15 protein-coding genes and 1 pseudogene are annotated in these 20126 nt (G+C 49.5%); 3 read left to right on the top strand and 13 right to left on the bottom strand.

Annotated features, from left to right (window positions below):
* Positions 1-52: 52 nt before the first annotated feature.
* The 5 genes from DL346_RS01170 to DL346_RS01150 form a co-directional block, all read right to left on the bottom strand.
* Positions 53-1645, bottom strand: coding sequence for a response regulator (locus tag DL346_RS01170; protein ID WP_112880218.1), 1593 nt, complete (start codon positions 1643-1645; stop codon positions 53-55).
* Positions 1620-3350, bottom strand: a complete 1731-nt coding sequence (locus DL346_RS01165; RefSeq protein WP_165822325.1) for a sensor histidine kinase — start codon at positions 3348-3350, stop codon at positions 1620-1622. The genes DL346_RS01170 and DL346_RS01165 overlap by 26 nt, the downstream gene beginning before the upstream one ends.
* 484 nt (positions 3351-3834) lie before the next feature.
* A complete protein-coding gene (locus DL346_RS01160; protein WP_240633079.1) occupies positions 3835-3987 on the bottom strand; it encodes a hypothetical protein in 153 nt (50 codons plus the stop codon).
* Positions 3988-4493: 506 nt separating this feature from the next.
* Positions 4494-7262, bottom strand: coding sequence for an alpha-mannosidase (locus tag DL346_RS01155; protein ID WP_112880215.1), 2769 nt, complete (start codon positions 7260-7262; stop codon positions 4494-4496).
* On the bottom strand, positions 7255-8580 hold the full coding sequence (locus DL346_RS01150) for a glycoside hydrolase family 125 protein (RefSeq protein WP_112880214.1): 1326 nt from the start codon (positions 8578-8580) through the stop codon (positions 7255-7257). The genes DL346_RS01155 and DL346_RS01150 overlap by 8 nt, the downstream gene beginning before the upstream one ends.
* A 257-nt stretch (positions 8581-8837) precedes the next feature.
* Here DL346_RS01150 and DL346_RS01145 point away from each other — a divergent pair, with 257 nt between their 5' ends.
* The 3 genes from DL346_RS01145 (at position 8838) to DL346_RS01135 (ending at position 12272) form a co-directional block, all read left to right on the top strand.
* Positions 8838-9782, top strand: coding sequence for an ABC transporter permease (locus DL346_RS01145; protein ID WP_112880213.1), 945 nt, complete (start codon positions 8838-8840; stop codon positions 9780-9782).
* 14 nt (positions 9783-9796) lie between these two features.
* A complete protein-coding gene (locus tag DL346_RS01140; RefSeq protein ID WP_112880212.1) occupies positions 9797-10726 on the top strand; it encodes a carbohydrate ABC transporter permease in 930 nt (309 codons plus the stop codon).
* Between the two features lie 67 nt (positions 10727-10793).
* Positions 10794-12272, top strand: coding sequence for an ABC transporter substrate-binding protein (locus tag DL346_RS01135; RefSeq protein ID WP_112880210.1), 1479 nt, complete (start codon positions 10794-10796; stop codon positions 12270-12272).
* Between the two features lie 83 nt (positions 12273-12355).
* Here the strand turns inward: DL346_RS01135 and DL346_RS29835 are convergent.
* The 8 genes and pseudogenes from DL346_RS29835 to DL346_RS01100 all read right to left on the bottom strand — a co-directional run.
* Positions 12356-12514 (bottom strand): annotated as a pseudogene (locus DL346_RS29835) (S-layer homology domain-containing protein); the annotation flags it as partial.
* Positions 12515-12661: 147 nt separating this feature from the next.
* Positions 12662-13759 carry a mandelate racemase/muconate lactonizing enzyme family protein gene (locus DL346_RS01130; protein WP_112880209.1) on the bottom strand — a complete coding sequence of 366 codons (1098 nt, stop codon included), beginning with the start codon at positions 13757-13759 and terminating at the stop codon, positions 12662-12664.
* Between the two features lie 224 nt (positions 13760-13983).
* Positions 13984-14496, bottom strand: coding sequence for a MaoC family dehydratase (locus DL346_RS01125; RefSeq protein WP_206098456.1), 513 nt, complete (start codon positions 14494-14496; stop codon positions 13984-13986).
* Between the two features lie 19 nt (positions 14497-14515).
* Complete coding sequence (locus tag DL346_RS01120) at positions 14516-16075, bottom strand: HEAT repeat domain-containing protein (RefSeq protein WP_112880205.1); 1560 nt, start codon at positions 16073-16075, stop codon at positions 14516-14518.
* A 205-nt stretch (positions 16076-16280) separates the two neighbouring features.
* Positions 16281-16607: a hypothetical protein gene (locus DL346_RS01115; protein WP_112880203.1), complete on the bottom strand. Its 327-nt coding sequence runs from the start codon at positions 16605-16607 to the stop codon at positions 16281-16283.
* Positions 16608-16670: 63 nt separating this feature from the next.
* Entirely contained in the window at positions 16671-17990 is a 1320-nt protein-coding gene (locus tag DL346_RS01110; RefSeq protein WP_240633078.1) for an extracellular solute-binding protein, read from the bottom strand.
* Between the two features lie 84 nt (positions 17991-18074).
* On the bottom strand, positions 18075-18968 hold the full coding sequence (locus tag DL346_RS01105; RefSeq protein ID WP_112880200.1) for a carbohydrate ABC transporter permease: 894 nt from the start codon (positions 18966-18968) through the stop codon (positions 18075-18077).
* Positions 18969-18992: 24 nt separating this feature from the next.
* Entirely contained in the window at positions 18993-19952 is a 960-nt protein-coding gene (locus DL346_RS01100) for an ABC transporter permease (RefSeq protein WP_240632983.1), read from the bottom strand.
* Positions 19953-20126 lie beyond the last annotated feature (174 nt).

Raw genomic sequence — 20126 nt, 5'->3', positions numbered from 1 at the left:
AATAGAATAGGTACGGACCCCATGTAGGATTTTTCGCATCATCTTGTAAAATTTATTGTTTTATTTGTTGACTAGCGTTTCTGAACTCTTGAGGAGATACAGCATTGTATTTTTTAAATACGTTCGAAAAGTAGGCTGCATCGTTATATCCGATCATTTCAGCGATCCGGTACGTTTTGTAGTCCGTGTCCGACAGCAATCTTTTTGCTTCTTCCATCCGGATTTCCGTTAAAAACTCTATGATGCTCTTGCCTGTTTTCCTTTTAAAAAGGACGCTTAAATAAGTCGGACTCATGTAAATTTGCTCCGCGATTGTCGTTAACGTGATATTTTCCGCATAGTGCGCCCTGATATATTTCATAACCTGCTCAGATGTGCAACTTTCGATCTTTCCTTTTTTATGATGGGAGCTGATTTCTTTCAGCACGTTTAGTATAGGATGCATCCTTGTATAAAACGAATCTGACGATTCGACTCTGTCGATTTCCGCTCCCAAATTGCAGTTGGAATAGTCATCGCCGAGTTCATTGAAAAAGTGCCTAAGCAAAGCGGGAAAAATGACTTTCAGCTCTTTTTCGAGCGTATCCATGGCTTCCCACGAAAGCTCCGCCTTTTTAAGGCTCTCGTACCAGCATTTAAGCCGGTGCTGTACGAGGTCGACATGCTCGAAATCGAACAACTCCATCAAAGGGTCAATAAACAGCTTGAGTTCGTTGTTAGTGTAATCGCTTACATTTTCTGCGAAAAGAATGACGCTGTTATCGGAAACAAGCCTGTACTTCAGCGCTCGCTTCGCCTCTTTATACCCGAGGGAAATCCCTTTTAACTCGTAATGATTGGAGATACCCACCGACACGTTCATTTTGAACAGCTCGGTAATTTTGCTCTGCATCTCCAGGCATTTCTGCAGAAGCAGATGCGGATCTTTCCATTCGTCAACGAGTGCGACAAGCAGCTCTTGTCCGTCATAAAAACAGGGTGAATACGATGTCATTTCCTTCACTACATTGTGCACGGCGTATTTCATTAGCATCCAATCGTAATTCTCATAGCGTTCCGCCAGACGCCTTTTGTCATCGAATTGCATGACAACCGCAGCATATTCGGCCTCCCCCAATCGGATGCCGAGCTGTTTAGCCTCTTCAATGACAGCATTTAAAAACGGAAGTTTGCTGGCGTGAATAAATTTTTTCAAAAATTCATTTTGGAGAAAGTATTGGCTTTGATTCAATACCCCTCTTTGCCTAATAGCCTCCAGCGTCATTTCTTGCTCACGCTCGAATTCTTTGCAAACTTGTTCTAAGAGCTCAAATAACTCGCTATAAATGACCGGCTTTAGGATATAGTCTTTGCAGTTTAACTTCATCGCTTGCTTGGCGAATACAAAATCATCATACCCGCTGATGACAATGGACCAGATTTTCGGATACTGGCGGAACACGTCTCCGAGCAGCTGCATCCCGTCCTTTTTCGGCATTCGAATGTCGGTCATGATTAAATCAACGCTAATGCAGCTGAGCTGTTTCAAAGCTTCCTCCCCGTCCGCTGCGGAAGCAACGATCGTGCAAGGCAAATTCATGCGATTGATCATATTAATCAGCCCTTGACGCAGCAATACTTCATCCTCGACCACCATGATTCTCATATGTTTGCCTCCTTGCTAATGCAATGCGGATCTGCGTTCCTTTTCCTTCCTCGCTGTGCAAGCCGAAAATAAATTTATCCTCATAAGACAGGGATACGCGTTCATAGACGTTTTTCAAGCCGATTCCATACGTTCTTTCGCGGTCCATGCCTGTACCTTTTAAGTAGCCGATCAATTCATCAACGGTTTCTTGTCCCATGCCGACGCCCGTATCTTCAACCCGGATGTGAATGGGAAATTCGTCAATCGGTTCAGGCGAAAGTTGGATGGCCACTTTCACTTTTCCTTCCGTCCCGTTCGGCACAATGCCGTGGAGAATGGCATTTTCAACCAGAGGCTGTAATATAAGCCTAGTTACTTGCCAATCTTTCAACCGTTCATCAATTTCCAGCTCAAATTCAATTAAAGGGTAACGGAACTGCATCACGCGAAAATAAATACCGAGATGTTCGCATTCTTGCGCGATTTCCACCCAATCCTGTTGATTCCCGATCGTATAACGGAGAAACCTTCCCAGTTTCGAAGCCATGTCTGAAACTTTATAATAACCATCGATTTCCGCTTGCATGGCAATCGTTCCCAGCGTGTTATACAAGAAGTGTGGATTAATTTGGGCTTGAAGCGCTGTAATTTCAGACTGTTTGCGCATCTGCTCCGTCTCTGTCACTTCACGGATCAAGTTATGGATTTTGCCTATCATCCGATTGAAGCTGATCGAAATGTTGCCGATTTCATCGTACCTTTTAATCGGAATGGCTTCGATGTCAAAATTCCGTTTCACGGCATTCAGCATTAATTTGCTTAATTTCCTTAGAGGATTCGTCAATTGGAAGCTAATTAAGAACACAACGCCCATCGTTATGAAAATGAAAACACCATTGGCGATGAAAACCCATTTTTGGATGAGGTCGATTTTTTGGAACAACACGTTTTTGGGTACGGCGCCTACGAGCGTCCAGCCTGTGAGGGTAGAAACAAACGCGGCTTTCACCTGACGGGACGTGTTCCAATCGTCCAAGCGGCCATGATCCTCGCTTTTTTCGAAGACAATTTTGTTTTCTTTATCCAGAATGACGAAATTGCCTTCTTTTAAAAATAATTCATTCTCCTTCTGCGTCAAAAAATCCAACCGGAAGAAGATTTGAATCGCTCCGATACGATGGAAAGTGACGGGGCTTATGAGCTTTCTGGAAACGGAGAACGCGACCGTCCCGTCTTCCGTAGTTACCGGCGACCAAACAGCGCTGGCGCCATTTAGCGACTCCGTTTTCTTTAGCCAATCCTTATCGTCTACAGCGACACTATCGCCTACGTGAAATTGAGTCCCGGACTCATCAAGAAAATTGACCGCAACAATATTGGTATCCATTTGATTTAACATGGTGAGCCAGTTGTTGATCTTCGATAATTCATCGTACGAGTATCCGAATCTGCCCTCCGTATTCGTCCGGTGCCTGTCAAAAATATCCATGAGCGTATAATCGAACTCCGGATTTTTTGAAACGCCATTGACTAATTTAATATAGCTCTCCATTGTTTGACCTGAATTTTTTGTCATGCTTGTCAGCCAAGCCGTTGCATCGTCTAGCATGTGGTTTTTAATTTTCGCAAAAGTCAGCCAGTTCAATAGAACAGAGGGCAGCAAGACAGTCAAAATAACGACGTATATGAGTCGATACTGAAAAGGCAACGGTTTACGAAGCATGTTGAAATCCCCTCGCAATCTGTAACTTAACGTAATAATTTCGCGGGATAGCATGAAAATCCTTTGATTTTAAACAGTACATAAAAGTTCCCCATAATTTCCCCAAATCGGAAAGGTTTTTCGACGATTGCAGCGATGGGAGCTTCGACAACATACTGAAGCTGATCGCCAATATGAAGATTTATTAAGCCGGAACTGGACAAACCAGGTGAAAATAAAAAGAGCTGCATGACTCCAATGGAAGTCATACAGCATCTTAAGCAAAATCATGATAACCATCAATACCGATGTTACAATGGCAATTGGTGGTCCTGGTAAACGAGTAAACTGTTATGTGACCGAATGGGAGTTTAACTCCTAATCGGTCTTTTTTTAATCAAAATCATAACTTTCTTCAGCCCAGGATCCCCATAGCGGATATAGTGTTGATGCAGAATTCAGCCGAACGCGCGTACCACATTCCATGCTCGATGCTGGCAATCGTTTAGAGAATGCCGACCGGCAGCAGGCTCGTTATGGCCATTAAGAAGAGCCCGATATTCATCGACCAGAAGGAGAAGCGCAACAGCTTTGTTCTCCACGGCCTCTGCCCGGACAAACCACGCAAACAGAACAGCATTAACCCGATGCCGAGCATCCCATATACGCCGAAGAGAGCCGTATGCCCGTGAAGCGGCGTTGTGTTCAACCCTTGTTAGGTAAAGAGCAAGACAAGCTTGCCAGTATCCGTAACAACACGGGCCGGAATCGGAGGCTTCTCTTGATATATTCTGCCTCCGTAATAGAGAAGTACCGCAAATGAAGCTAAAAATACGAGTGCAAGCGTCAACCAAAGCCTCTTAACACGCATTTTTTGTTCACCGCTCTCTGTTTGCTATTAATGAGTCTCAAGTTTACCAAACCCATTATTACATGTACATGCAGTGACCTAAATCACAACGGAACAATCATTCCAAACATGCCCGGGAAGTAAGGCGAAATGCGACTTTTTTAGCGACACTTACATAAAAAAGCCCAATCTTATCATCGATTGGGGCTGTTCTTCATGCTGCTGATCTGACATGCGATGCCATTAACAAGCATCCCTCAAAGTATCTTTCCGTCTTCTCAAGTTGTGTGCATCTCAATGATGAGATAGCAGCATCAGCTCGTAGCGGACGAGATGCCGGCCGTATAAATCTCGCACGGTCCCAACTCCGCCGCGAACGAAGCGTCTGTATGGCCCACCAAAGGCTGCACACGTTCATCCGCGCGCTCAAGTATGTCGCTCTTATACGCCATAGCAGTCTCGCCGACATTCGAAGTAACCTGCAGCGTCGCTTCCTCCGGCCGCATATTGAACCAGCGCAGCATCAGATCGCCGGATGCTTCCGAGATCTTCGCCGAGGAGAAGGCGATGCCTTCCCCCTTCCAAGTCATGAATGCATGAATCGGCGCGATCACTCCATCGTGTATGCCGGTTTGCACAGCAGTCCAAGGTGTCTGGAATTGATAAGCCGAAGCATACGCGCCAGATACCGCGCCGTCCCCTTGATGCGGAAGGATCAGCAACTCGGCTGTCTGCATGCCGAGGCACTGTGCTTCCGGCGTTGGGAAGACTCCCCAGTCTCCTAGCTCAGCGACGGAACGAAGCAAGGTGACGGCAATCGTATTGCGGCCATCATTCAACACTTCGTATTCGTTCAAGCCTTTGTTCGCAATGGTGAGTCCTTGCGTTCCGTCGCTGACATCGGCAAAAGCCTGCTGATGCTGCGCGTTGCTCGGATTCTCCCACTCGGCCGCCGGTTCGTTGTCTCGAACCGCCACTTCAAAGATCGCGTCGGCACGGTGTACGGAAGCAATCAGGTCTGTCGGGAACAGCGCGCGGACGCGGTGATCCTTCGCCTGGTTGTCCATAGTGACGCTGATCCCTATACCGGAGCCTGAACGCTCCAGACTGACGACGGTGCGTATGGAGAATGGTACGAAGTCGGCCGACCGTCCGGCTTTGCGTTCCGGATAGTACACGGCTTCTTGCTTCTCCTGCTCAAACAGCTCGTCGGCCGAGGCTGGAATTGACCAAAGGTGTACGATTTCGAACGCCGCGCGGTAGGTGCTGTCCTCGATCACGCGAATTTCCGCCGCGAGCCCTTTAGTCGTGAGCGCTGGCTCTCCATCCGGCTGCTTGAACATGTATTCGTTCCCAATGTCGCCGGCATCTTCATAAATCATCAGGTCGCGATAGGTTCGTCCGCTTCTGTAATCCGTCACCGTCAAGGTGCCGTCCTCGGCAATTTCGACACCGAGATTTTCGTTGCTCATCGAGCGCGATCCGGTTACAAGCGTTGGCTCCTGCGTCAAATCTGACGAATTAAGCACCCAAGCGTAGGCTTTTATCCCGAGCGCCGGCACCTCTGTCGTTTCGAATGTCAGCTTCACGCGCCGCGCCCAATACGGCTGGCGGAACTTGTCATCCGGCAGGTCGTAGCCGAATTGCAGGCCGAGATCCTCCATTGTGCAGTCAATGGCGACGCCTTCCGAATCAACGAGCGTACGCCCCGTGATTGCTATGCCCTTCATCATGCGAATCATTTCGTTCGGGCCGATACCTTCTCGGAAATAGACGCGCGCAACGTCCAGCTCGACTTTCACGACGCCGCTGCGGTTCCAGCCCGTCGTGTTGAACACGATTAGCGGCAAAGCTTCCTGACCGAACATCGTGAACACGCTCGTATAGACGGCGCCGGCAAGTGCAAGAGCGCTGTCGTCCGCTATCGTCTCCGCGACATGACGGCTCTTGTCGAACCGGATGACCATCTCGTGGTGCACTTCGTCGACGCTGCAGCCGCAAATGCTGTCATGCGGGTGGTTCTGCATGAGCGTCTTCCAAGCATACGTAAACAAATGATGCGGGTACTTGGCTTGTCCCGTCGCATGCGCTAATGCGGCGAGCGGCTCGGCGACTTTCTCCAGCATCGTCTGACCGACTTGGTTCATCTGTTTCAAATACACCCTAGCCGAAGCCGTATTCACCAGTGTCGACCAACCATCCGTCCGCTGGCTTCGCAGTTCCCCCCGCACGACCGACAGCGACGTGTCGTTCAACGACGACTTCAGCGACGCCAAATAGTCCGGGAAATTCGAATGGACGAAGTCCGTGTCCGGATATAGCTTGCCCGCCACGCGGATCGCTTCGGACAAGTCCGTCTGGATCGGTTGATGGTCGCAGCCGTTCATGAATAGCAGCTGTCCCGTTGACGCGTATTTCCCGGCGTCGGCCAGCTTACGATCCCAATATTCCTTGGCTTCCGACTCGTTCACCGGCACTTCGTTCCCGTTGCTGTACCAGTTGGCAAATAAAATGCCGAGCACACGCGAGCCGTCCGGCCCTTCCCAAACGAGCTCCGAGAAGGATGACTCATACGCAGCATCCGATACCATATTATTGAAGCCTGTCGGCTTGACGCCACGGCCAAACACAGCGTTGTCGATGTCTGCCTGCCGCATGAGCTGAGGTGCTTGACCGATAATTCCGAACGTGTCGGGAAAATACCCGATCTTGGCGATCGTACCGTAATGCGAAGCATCCTGATGCCCGATCTGCAAATTACGTACATTCGCTTCGCTGCTCGTCAGGAACGCGTCTTGCAGAACGTACCAAGGCCCGATGTGGATACGGCCTTCGCGAATCCATTTCTCCAGGCGCTCACGCCGGTCGGGACGTACCTGCAAATAATCCTCGATGATGATCGTCTGACCATCGAGGTGGAAGCTCCGGTACTCCGCATTGTTCTCCAGCGTGTCCATCAACGTATCCATGAGCGTAATCAACCGCACGTGATGCTTCTCGTAAGGCAAATACCATTCACGGTCCCAATGGGTATGGGAGATGATATGCGCCGTTCTACTTTTATTTGCGTCAAAATTAGCCATTGAGCAGCCCCGCTTTCATAGCTTTGTACACCAACTGCGAGAACAAGCTGTTGGACCAAGCGAACCATTTGCGCGTAAATACGCTCGGATCATCCGAATGGAAGCCTTCGTGCATGTAACCGGTGTCTGCGTCCGTCGCTTCCAGCATGGCGATCATCGCAAGCTTCTCCTCGTCCGAGGAAGCCGTCAGCCCTTGCATGGACAACGCCATATGCCAGACATAGTTCGGGGGCGTATGCGGGCTGCCAATGCCGCGGGCCACGGCGCCTTCGTAATAGAACGGGTTGTCTTTGCTGAGGGCAAACCGGCGTGTATTCTGATAAATCGGATCATTGCCGTTTACGTAACCAAGATACGGAATCGAGATAAGGCCAGGCGTTCCAGCATCGTCCATTAGGCAATGATTCCCAAATCCGTCGGTCTCGTACGCATAGATCGATCCATACTCAGGATGACGGTAAATGCCGTACAACTGAATGCCGCGGTCGATTTCCCGCTCAAGCTTCGCCATCTCTTTCTCCAACGACAGATCGCGGAAGACGAACTCGGCGATTTCCCGCATTTGCCTTAACGTAACGACGGCAAACATATTATCCGGAATGTTGTAATGAAAATCGCAGGCGTCATCGCTCGGACGGAAGCCTGACCAGATCATCCCCGTATAGTTAACGGGCATTCCGCGGCCTTCGTTCTGGAGCGTATCGTGCTGGATACCATTGTCACGCTCGAAGCGGTAAGTGGATTGCTCGAAATGGAACTGCTCCCGTTTCCAGAGATCGACCGTCGCGCGCATAGCGACCTTGAAGTCCGCGTCGAAGATATCCGCACGACCTGTTTCTTTCCAATAGGCAAAAGCAAGACGCATCGAGAAGCAGATGGAGTCAAGCTCGAATTTACGCTCCCATACCCACGGCGACATATCGGTCTTATCATCGGTGTTCCAATGCCAGTCGTTCGCCATTTCGTTAAACGCGTTCGCATAGGGATCGATTGCGATATTGCGCATATGAAGCTTAATCAGCCCATTGATGATTCGCTGCAAATCGGCATCTTCTTTGGCGAAAGGCACGTAATGCATCACTTGCTCTACGGAATCACGCAGCCACATCGCAGGAATATCCCCTGTGATGACGAACGTCGTTCCATTTTCAAGCAGCTTAGTCGTCGTCTCCAGCGTATTCGGAAAACAGTTCTTGAACAGCTGCAGCAGCTTAGGCCGATGCGCTAGTCTTGTTTCTGCTTCTGCGAGCACGTCCTGAATGGATTGCGGCAACCGAAGAGCCGGCATGTCGATTTTAGGCAATCTGAATTGTTCCATGTTTTGTTAAATTCCCTTCTTATTTCTAATAATGACATTACTTTTTAACTGCACCCACCATATACATTCTCATTCATCATCAGCCAGTTCTCTCTCGGTTATACGGCCTTTTTGCTTCGGCGTTATTTGCCTGCAGCCCTATAGACTGCATTGGCGTTGAATTTGGTAAGCGATATAAGTGACGAATAGAAAAAAACTTAAAAGTTAATTTTATCTAAAGAACACAAGGAGATTGATCATGGAAGGGAGTGATTCACATGGAGACAAAGAGCAAGCGCAGACACTTGCGAACACGCTGGCGAACGCAGGATACCGAGCTGACGCTGCTGGCTTTGCCGACAACGGTCTGGTACATCCTGTTCTGCTTCTTACCGATGTTTGGCATCATTATAGCCTTCAAGAATTTCAAAATACATGGGGGCTTCCTAAGCAACGTCATTAACAGCGAGTGGGCAGGCTTTCAAAACTTCGAGTTTCTGTTTAAGTCAAACGACGCCTGGATCGTCATTCGCAACACACTGGGCTACAACATCATATTTATTATTCTCGGCATCGTAGTGCCGGTCACCTTAGCGCTAATGGTCGGTCAGCTGCACAGCCGCAAGGCCGGCAAAGTGTATCAAACGATGATGTTCCTGCCTTACTTCTTGTCTTGGGTCGTCGTATCCGCGGTTATCTGGGCGTTCCTCAGCTTCGATAAAGGGATTGCCAATCAGTTCCTGGCCGACTTCGGCCAAGATCCGGTCAACTGGTACATGGAGGCCAAATACTGGCCGTACCTGCTCGTATTTATGAACATGTGGAAAGGTCTCGGATACGGCATGGTCGTCTACTTGGCGACGATTACCGGCATTGATAGCACCTATTACGAGGCTGCTGTCATTGACGGCGCTTCGAAGTGGCAGCAAACGAAGTTTATTACGCTGCCGCTCATGAAGTTGGTTATCGTGATGATGTTCATCCTGTCGATTGGCCGTATTTTCTATACCGACTTCGGACTGTTCTTCCAAGTGCCGCGAGATTCCAATTCGCTGTTTAACGTGACGACGACCGTTGACGTACTCGTCTATAAGCAGCTCAAGACCGCTACGGTAGGCATGGCCTCGGCCTCCGCTTTCTTACAATCCGTGCTCGGATGCGCGACTATTCTAATCGCTAACTGGATCGTCCGCCGTGTTGATCCGGAGAGCGCCATGATATAAGGAGAAGCGGAACAATGACATCGAAAGCACACTTCGAGTCCGGTCTCGATAAATATAACCGGATTAGTACTGGTATGAACGTTGTTTTCCATATCATCTTTATTCTGTTAGCGCTGGTTTGCTTGGTGCCCGTCTTAGTGGTATTGTCGGTCTCGCTCTCCAGCGAAGACTCCATTCGGCACACAGGGTACCACATTTTTCCAAGGTCTCTCTCGGGAGAGGCGTACCGCTATATCATGCAGCAAGGTTCGATGATCTCTCGTGCCCTCGGCGTATCCGTGCTCGTTACGGTAGTCGGCACCGTCCTCGGCATCTTGCTTACCACTTCAATGGGTTACGTCATTTCCAGACCGAGCTACAAGTTGAATGGGCTGCTGACATGGATCGTGTTCATTCCCATGGTATTCAACGGAGGACTGGTGTCCAGCTACTACATCAACTCGAGCCTGCTCGGGCTCAAGGATACGGTGTGGGCGCTCATTCTGCCGTTGGCCGTCTCGTCCTTCAACGTTATTATTTGCAAAACGTTCTTCAGAAGCACCATTCCGGATGGATTAATCGAGTCCGCGGAGATGGATGGCGCTAGCCAACTGAGAATCTTCTTCTCCATCGTTCTGCCGATTTCGCTGCCGGTTATCGCAACCATTGGCTTATTTCTCTGCTTCTCTTACTGGAACGACTGGTTCCAGTCCATGCTGTACATCAACAATCAGGACCTGTACTCGATGCAAGCGCTGCTGAACAGCTTAATGAGCAACGTGGACGCACTGGCGAGGAACGCTGCAAGCCTGGGCATCAGCTATGCAACGCTGGTGGCGACGATGCCGAAAGAATCCGCTCGTATGGCCGTAGCGATCATCATTGTCGTACCTGTAGCCGCAGCTTATCCGTTCTTCCAGAAGTATTTTATTTCCGGCCTAACGGTCGGCGCCGTAAAAGGTTAATGCAAATTTCGAAATAAGCCTGGCATTGCCCGGTTTATTATGAAACCATTCAAGGAGGTCCGTGGATATGAAAAAGACAAAGAAACACCTGCTCGTACTCAGTACGGCAGCACTCCTGACAACAGCTCTGGCGGGCTGCGGGGCGAGCACGAACAATACCGACACATCGAATAACGCGGGGGGCAACCAGTCAGCCGGCGGCGGAGCGCCTACACTGGTATGGTGGACGATTGGCGGTCAATTACCTGCGAACTTCGACAAAGCGATTGCAGCTATGAACGAATATACGGCCGACAAAATCGGCGTGAAGGTTGATATCAAGGTAGCAAGCTGGGGCGACTGGGACACGAAGATTAACACGATCGTAAACACCGGAGAGCCCTTCGACATCATGTTCACGAATAACAGCAAGTACAACCAGCAAGTGAACATCGGTGCTTTTGCCGACATTACCGATTTGGTTCAAAGCGAATCGCCTGATCTTTACAAGCTCATTCCTCCGAAGGTATGGGATGGAACGAAGGTTGGAGGTAAAATCTATTCCGTACCAACATATAAAGACTCATCGTTGACGCAGTATTGGGTGTTCGATGACAAGTATGTACAGAAATACAAGATCGACACCGCGAGCATCAAGACGATGCAGGACCTGGACAAGCCGCTGCACGATATGAAAGCAGGCGAGGGCAAGAGCTTCTATCCGTTGCCGCTTACGCAAGGCGATGGCTTTAATGGCTTCTTCAACAGGTATGACGATATGACGCTCGGCCTGCCGCCAATCGGCGTTAAAGTTGACGATGCTTCCCGTAAAGTGGTTTCCGTACTTGAGAACCCAGACATAATGGCCGATCTGAAGCTGCTGCATAAGTGGTATCAAGACGGCATTATTAATCCGGACGCGCCGACGAAAACAGAAGCAGACAAAGGACGTCCATTCTTCGCTGCACAAGCGTTCCCGGGCGCTGAAGCGAGCTGGCAAATCAATGAAGGCGTAGCGAAGTACGACATGTTCCCGATTTTCGGGCCGATCTACACGACAAGCACGATCCAAGGCTCTTTGAACGCAATTTCCGCGAACTCTAAGTACAAGAAGGAAGCGCTCAAATATTTGCAATTGGTTAACACGGATTCGAAGCTGCGCAACATGCTGGCATTCGGTGAGCTTGGCGTCGATTACAAGAATGTAGACGGTGAGAAAGTGATCGAGCGTACATCCGATACATGGCCTCTAGCTGCTTATACGCAAGGTACATTCTTCAATATGGCGGTTACTAAAGGCGCGCCAGTCGATCAATGGGATCAAGTGCGCAAGCTGAACGACCAAGCAACTTCTTCAACGAGTCTGGGCTTTGCGATTGATATCAGCAAGCTAAGCACGGAAGTAGCCAACACGAAAGCCGTGTGGGACAAATACCGCTACGAGCTGATGACAGGCGCATCTGACCCGGAGAAAACCGTTCCGAAGATCATTTCGGAGCTGAAGGCAGCCGGCATGGATACGATTATGAAAGCCGCTCAAGAGCAGATCGACAACTACTTCAAATAATATGGGCAAGAGAAAACCCGAACGGATTGTCCGTTCGGGTTTTCTAACGGTTATTACGGATTGATTTTACGAGCAGCAAAGGTCTAGTCAAAATCGTATCTTTCTTCCTTCCACGGATCCCTATCTTTCCATGTTGCTTTTGTCACATCATGAAGAGGTCCGCGTCCCAACATACGGTTAATCATGACCACATATTCTTCTCGTTTGATATCTTGGTTCGGACGGAATGTGCCGTCGCCGTACTATTTCCATTGAATATGTGTTATGTTATGGTGTCATACACTTAAGTTCTCTTCATCTAGTCTCATCAATGCCGTGGCAGGCGCGGATTGAAACGCGCTTATCGTCAATAGTACGTCAACAAGCAAGTCACTTGTGTGGACAGCTCATTACCTCACTCGGTATTCATCGAAGAACTTCGGAATAATCGTCGTTGACGCTCCTGGCAGCTCGGGCAGTACATAATAACCTTCCTTCACGGAAGCCGGCTCTTCGAAAATATGACGTATCCAAGGGATATACTCCAGCATGATCGCGTTCTGCGTCGAGGCAACGAGATGTTGGTGGATTTGCCCCATATCGCCAACATGCGGGCAAATGGGCACGTCATATGACGCGGCAAGACCCGCGACTTGCAGCCATTCCGTAATGCCGGCGACTCGGGTAACATCGACCTGGCAATATTCTACTGCGCCTTGGTGGATATAGTCACGGAAAGCATATTTATTGTAAACGTGCTCGCCTAGCGCGATTGGTACGTTGAGTTCGTCAGCCAGCTTTTTGTGCCCCATGATATCGTCCGGGTTCAGCGGCTCCTCCAGCCAGAACAGATCGAATTCTTCCAGCTTCTTGCCCCACGTCATCGCGGTATTGATGTTCCACTGCTGGTTCACATCAATCATGAAGATGACTTCGTCGCCGATCGCTTTGCGAACTGCCTTGCAGCGGTCGTAATCTTCGCGCGGGTCCGGCTTTCCGACTTTGATTTTGACTCCTGTAAATCCCGACTCTACGATCTCCGTTACGTCCTTCAGCAACCGTTCCTTCGACCAATTGAGCCAGCCGCCGTTCGTATTGTAAGCTTTAATCGGCTTGGATTTCGCCCCGCCTAGCAGCTGCCAAAGCGGCTTGTTCGCCGCCTTCGCCATAATGTCCCAGAGCGCAATGTCTACCGCAGCGAGTGCCATTTGCGTAACGCCCGCTCGGCCGATCCAATGCATCTTGCCGAAACGCATATCGTCCCACAGCTCTTTGACCATGAAAGGATCCTTGCCAATGAGCAGAGGCGCGTAGTATTTGTCGATCGTATCGACGATCATATCGTCGCCGTGCGCGCAGGTACCTGTGTAGCCGTAGCCGACGAATCCTTCATCCGTGTAGATTCGGACGCCCGCCAGTCCCCAGTGCGTGGCGACGTTTATCGCATCGGTAATCGGCGGTGTAATCGGTACATGCAAGACAAAGCTTTCCACTTTCGTGATTTTCATCTGTAATCTCTCCCTTGAATAGTATAGATAATTTTATCGAACGAATAGTGATCCATGTCCTGCTTCAGCTGCTCCAGACTCAACGTAGGGATTTGTAGATCGGATATCCTAAGCAAAAGTGGTTCGTTAATGCAAGATGATTTTGTATACGCGTATCGCGCCCTCTAAGAGAGCGCGATTGCTTAAACATTTGATCTACGGACTGGCAGTATCGATACTATCGGCTACTCTCGTTTTTTTTCGATCTGATCCTGCCAGACCACCGGATTTCTGTATTTGACGGTTTGCAGATGTTCCGCGTACAGAACCAGTTCGCCTTCGTTTTTATAGACTTCATAGCTGACTTTGACGAGGCCCATTTCCTCATACTTCGGTTTTTTCTCCAGATGGGTTCGCACCGTATAGATCGTATCGCCGATAAAGACGGGCTTTATGAAACGAAGCTTATCGTAGCCGTAGCTAAACGTATGGATGTTGTTGTGAGCCATTAAGCCGAGCCCCATGCTGAATACCAATGCGCCCGCGACCAGCCTTCTCCCGAAGATGCCCTCTTCCTTGGCGAAAATCTCGTCGGCCACGTAAGGGTGCAAATCCATCACGAGCGCGTTAAACTGCATGCTCTCGCCTTCGGAAATCGTCCGCCGGATCGACCGTTTCTTCTCGCCGATGACGAACTCCTCGTACATCCACGATTCCGTATTGAATAAAGGAATGTCCTGATGCGGTGCCCTTGTCATGGTCATCCACTCCCCGGTTCTAAAAAGTACTCGCTTTATGCGTATCCGGACACCATCTAGCCGTGCGGTAAAACCGAATCAGGGCGTCGACCGCCTCAGGCGTACGAAGATGCGTCAACGCCTCGGACGCATAGGCTCTTACATAGCGATCCTCGCTATTAAGCGATTGTTCCAAGGCGCTGACGACTTGGCCTGCTCCGAATTGTTTGCCGGTACGCAATAACGAAATCGCGGCCGTATAGCCAAGCTTATTCACAATGTAGTTCTGCTTGGTTACATACATATCATTTCTTTCTGAACTATCCCTAGTTTCGCTGGAAAGCGAGTCCACTAGTTCTTTCGACAAAGCCAAGCAGCCCTCTTCTCCCGCATTTCGGATCATGCCCAGCGCCTCGATGGCATTGCGGCGAACCCATTCGCTCTCATCCGATGAGCTCGCGATCAAAGACGAAACCGCGCCATTGTCCGTAGATCCGATCATGCCAAGCACGAAAGCCGCTAGCGCCCTGCGTTTCTCATCCGCATGCTCCAGCACGTTCTGCAGCGCCGGAATCGCTTTGACGCCTGAAGCCTGCAGCCCATATGCCGCCCTTTCCGACACCTGCGTCGTTCCCTCGAGGATATGCTGGACCAGCTCCTCGATCCCGCTAAGTCCGATATGTCCTAATGCATAAGCTGCGTTCAAGGCCGTCGTTTCTACGTCGTTCAATAGCTGGCCAAGCTCCGGTGCCAGTGAAGCGGCAGCTTCTCCCAGCAGTCCCGCTTCATCTGCGGCAGCAGCTCGAACGGATTCATCATTGGACTTCAATTCCCCCTGCAATTTCAGCAATTGCGCCCCGCTTACCGGTGCACCGCTCCGACTCTCTGCCTCCTCTCCGCGCAGCCAATCCCACACATCCCGCCATAGATTCCTATGAACGAAAGGCGTTCCCTGCGGCACGACCATATCTTTGCTTCGATGATTCCAGGTCGGACGATCCGGCGCGCTGAGCCGGACAAACTGGAATTTCAGCATATATCGGTCAAGCCCCGAAATATTGAGCGATGCTTTATGCCACAAATCGAAATGCACCAATACGGCCGTTCCGGCCTTTCCGGTCGGCAGCAGCGTCTCGCCGCGATCGCCAATGAACTTTTCGTAATACTGGGTGCCCGGCATAATCGCGGTCGGTCCAAGCTCCTCGGTTACATCCTGCGTGTAATAAAAAATCATTGCCCACCATGGCCTATGGCTGCGCATGGAGGACCAGTATCCGTCTTTGTGCCACTGCCCGCCTCCGGGCGCCTGATTTCCCGGCTGGTTGTAATGGCAGTGTCGATGCGGATGCATGTAGTAATCCGGTCCCAACACGCTCGTTAGTGCCCCCCTGATCATTGGCGTGTCGAAAAACTGCTGGATTTCGGGAATACGAGGCAGTACGTTGTTTCCGGGATTTCCCTCTTCATGAAAAACACGATGAACCTTTTCCATCACGCTCTTGTGCAGCTGCGCCGGCAAAACGTTCTGCAGCACAACATAGCCCTTGGCAATAAAATGCATCATTTGTTCATCTGTCAATAAATACTTGCTGTCTAACATCGTCATCTACTCCCCTATGGTCAACTACGTCCTATGTATAAGGTAACAACACTTTCTCTTCGTGTATTTACATAAGCGTAAATGTTTTGTACGATCGTCAGATAAAATTTGCTATGAATCTCTCAAAAACAAATCGGCGCAATCCGAATTCCCTTACGGGAACCAGTCGAATTGCGCCAATGAATAGTAGTTCTATATTTTTATATCATTTAGTACCGTACTTGGCGTCATAGGCTTCCTGCTGAATGTCGATAAATCGCGTCAGGCCCATGCCATCCAGCGTTTGGAGATATTTATCCCATTCCTCGTCGTTAAGCTTGATCGTGCCGGTCGTGAACCGTCCGATCATTTCGGCTACATAGTCTTCAATCGTTTTCTTCAGATCCGTCAGCTCGGCCGATTGATCTTCGCTAAAGAACAACGGAGGCAGAATTTCGTTCTTATCCACCTTGTATTGTTCCATCATCTTGGAAGCCTCGTACAGAATAGGTTCAAGGTCTTTCTTCGGATCGATGGTCACGGCTTTGCCCAACCGCCAATTGCTCGTTTCGAGCTGAGGAGCAGTCTGATTCCAGTGGTCATTCTGCTCAAGGCCTCACGGCTTAAGCTCTTTCCAGACAGCCTGATCGCCGTTAATCCCTTTCAAGTCGCCCACATTGAACGTGTAATAGGTTTCAGGCTGGCCGTATTTCTGTCTTTCGAATACTTCCTCCTGGTAAAGACCGTCAGCCCATCTGTATGCCACTTCCGGATACTTGGTGTTGGCGTTGATCAACAGACCGCCCGTAGTCGTAATAAACGGATTCCAAGCCGCGATCTGTACGCCATTCGGCCCTTTCAACGGAGGAACGGCGACGAAGTTATACCATTTGTCGCTGGCCAGATCCGCGAAGAGTCCCGCATATCCGCCGGCGGAAGCACCGACGATATGCTTTTCCTTCATGACCATGGCCGTCAAGGACGCTGCATCGTTCGTAAACGATTCCGGCGCAAGCAGCCCTTCGGAATAGAGCTTATTCAAATATTCAAGCCCTTCTCTGAACTCCGGTTTATTAAACGACACGTCCACCTTGCCATTATTGAGCCACATCCGTTTATTTACCATGTAGTCATTGAAAATAAACGAATTCATGAGGAAGGCGTCGATATCGGTGTTCCAGGAATTCGGCATCGTGACGAGCGGAACGGATCCCGGATAATGCTCTTTAAACGCTTTTAAGGTGGTGTAGAACTCATCGGTTGTCGTTGGAATCGGGAGGTTCAGTTCATCCAGCCACGGTTTGTAGATCCACATCTTCTGCGCAAACTGGCAGTGGAAACAGTCCGATGTATTGGGCATCGAATAGATCTTCTTGTTCGGAGTCGTAATGGTCGCTTCCGCAGTCGGGTCATACTCATATAGGTCTTTGATATAGTGGCCGTATTTTTCGATGAACGGTTTCAAATCGAGGAACACACCTTGATCGCCATAGATCTGCTGTTGCGCGGGAGAAACGGCGAAGCCGATAATCATGTCCGGGATATCGCCGCTCGCCAACCGAAGATTAAGCGCTTCGGCAGCGCCGTCGGCGGCAACCTCATCGAATTCCAGATGCACATTCGTTTTTTCCTCGTACCATTTCGTGAAAGCGTTGGTTTCCCAAGTCACGCCCGGTTGGGATGGAATCATGACCTTCAGGGTCACTTTCTCTTTCGTGATCGGAAACTCTCCCGGCGGGGTTACAGGTGAATTGTCGGCATTCGCTGCGTCACCAGTGGAGGCATTCGAATTCGTTTTCGATTCCACGTTTGCACCCGTATTCGTATTCGTGTTTGCCGTATTGTTTGTGTCATTCGCATTATTGCTGCAGCCGCTCAATACCGGAATAACGATCAATGCAACCATCATGAACAAGATCAGTATGCGCTTATGCATGAACACATGGACGACCTCCCGATTGTTTATGTACTTTCTCTTACCAATCCAGCCCGCTCACCACCGCCTCTCATGCTCGGCCCGCTAACCTTTTAAGGATCCGATCATGACGCCTTTGACAAAATGCTTCTGCACGAAAGGATAGATAACCAAGATCGGCAGACTTGCGATAATCACCAGCGAAAATTTCAGCAATTGGCTAAGCGCCTGCTTGGCCTGCGCCTCCGAACCGTTCGTCATTGCCGTATCCACGCTGTTAAGAATGAGAATTTCGCGCAGAATGATCTGCAGCGGAAACAGCTCCTTATTGCGCAGATAGATCAAAGCGTTGAAATACGTGTTCCAATGGCCAACAGCATAGAACAGACAGAGCACCGCAATGATTGGAGCTGATAAAGGCAAGACAATTCGCCATACGAATTTGAAATCGTTGCAGCCGTCAATTTGCGCCGCTTCGAGTAATTCCTGGGGAATAGAGACCTGAAAGAACGTTCTCGCAATTATTAAATTCCAAACAGATAGCGCGGTTGGAAGAATCATAGCCCACCTTGTATTGATCAATCCTAGATCTTGAACCAAGAGATAGGTTGGAATGAGCCCTCCAGAGAACAGCATTGTGAACATGAACAGGAGCATAAAAAGATTTCTTCCGACAAGATCCCTTCGCGATAAGACATAGCCGGCCATGACGGTGAGCGTGACGTTAAGCATCGTGCCGGCCGACGTATAAAACAGGGAATTGGTAAAGCCCGTCCAGAACCTGCTGTAGTCGAATACCGCTTTATAGCCCGCAACATTAAAGCCTTTCGGGAACAGCCAGATTTCGCCCGCAGCCACTTTACCCGGGTTGCTGAATGAGGCGCTAACAATATAGAGGAGCGGATAGGCGACCATAATCAGCACAAGGACAAGAAAGGTGTAGTTAACGAAAGTGAATGCCCTATCTCCTCGCGACTCTTTGATCGATGGATTATACATGTCATTTCTCACCTTTCGTCATCGCTACCATAGGTTGTTCTGTCCCAGCTTTTTGGCGATTTGATTGACCGTAAGAAGAAGGACCAAACTGATCAGCGACTTGAAAAATCCGATGGCCGTTGCATATGAAAAGTTTGGCGCCTTCGAGATCAAGCCAACCTTGTACACATAAGTATCGATAACCTCGGAGGTTCGAATATTCAGCGGGTTCTGCATCAGCAAAATCTTCTCGAAGCCCGTATTCAGCATTTGTCCCATGCCTAAAATCAAAATGACGCTAGCGACGGGAAGGATGCCAGGGATGTCGATGTGAATCATTCTTTGAAATTTGGAAGCGCCGTCCATGACGCCGGCCTCATGCAAGGAGGGGTCGATTCCGGAAAGAGCGGCCAAGTAGATGATGCAGGAAATTCCGATATTTTGCCAAACGCCCGACCATACATAGATCGATTTGAAATAGCCCGCATTCTCCCAGAAGTTGACGGGATCAAAGCCCAGCTGCTGGATGATCAGATTAAGGGCGCCGATCCTCGGGTCGAGCATCAGAAATACGATGCCGACCATTACGACAACCGAAATGAAGTAGGGCGCGTAAGTCACCATTTGCACCGTTTTCTTAAATGCTTTCTGATTGGCATAGTTGATACTGAGCGCGAGCACGATCGGCAAAGGAAACCCCACGGCTAAGTCGTACAGGCTTAACGTCAGCGTGTTCCTCATAATTCTCCAGAAATCGTACGAATCGATAAAGCGCTTGAAATGTTTAAGTCCCACCCAGTCGCTTTCGGAAATCCCCTTTACCGGACTAAAATTTTTGAACGCAATCTGCGCTCCGTACATCGGGACGTAATGAAATAAGATGATGTAAGCTAACGGCAGCAGCAGAAGCACATATAACTGCCACCCTTTCAACACCCTCACCCATAACGAACTCGAACGCTTCGTATAAGTTTTCGCCACTAACGAACGTGTTACGGCCTTCAAACTCTCACCCCATTCTGGTATTCTAGCAGTAATAGCCGAAATCATAGAAAGCGCATTCATTTTATACTGGGCGAGGTTTATGAATAACTTGAGACGTCGTTTCCTCCTAACGGAATTGTAACAACACTTTCATTTGATGTATTTATATAAACGTCAATGTTTTGTACAATCGTC

This window comes from Paenibacillus montanisoli (assembly GCF_003268025.1).
In the GTDB taxonomy this organism is placed as follows: Bacteria; Bacillota; Bacilli; order Paenibacillales; family Paenibacillaceae; genus Paenibacillus_Z; species Paenibacillus_Z montanisoli.
Note: the sequence above shows the minus strand (reverse complement) of the source record. Positions and strands in the feature narration are given on the sequence as shown.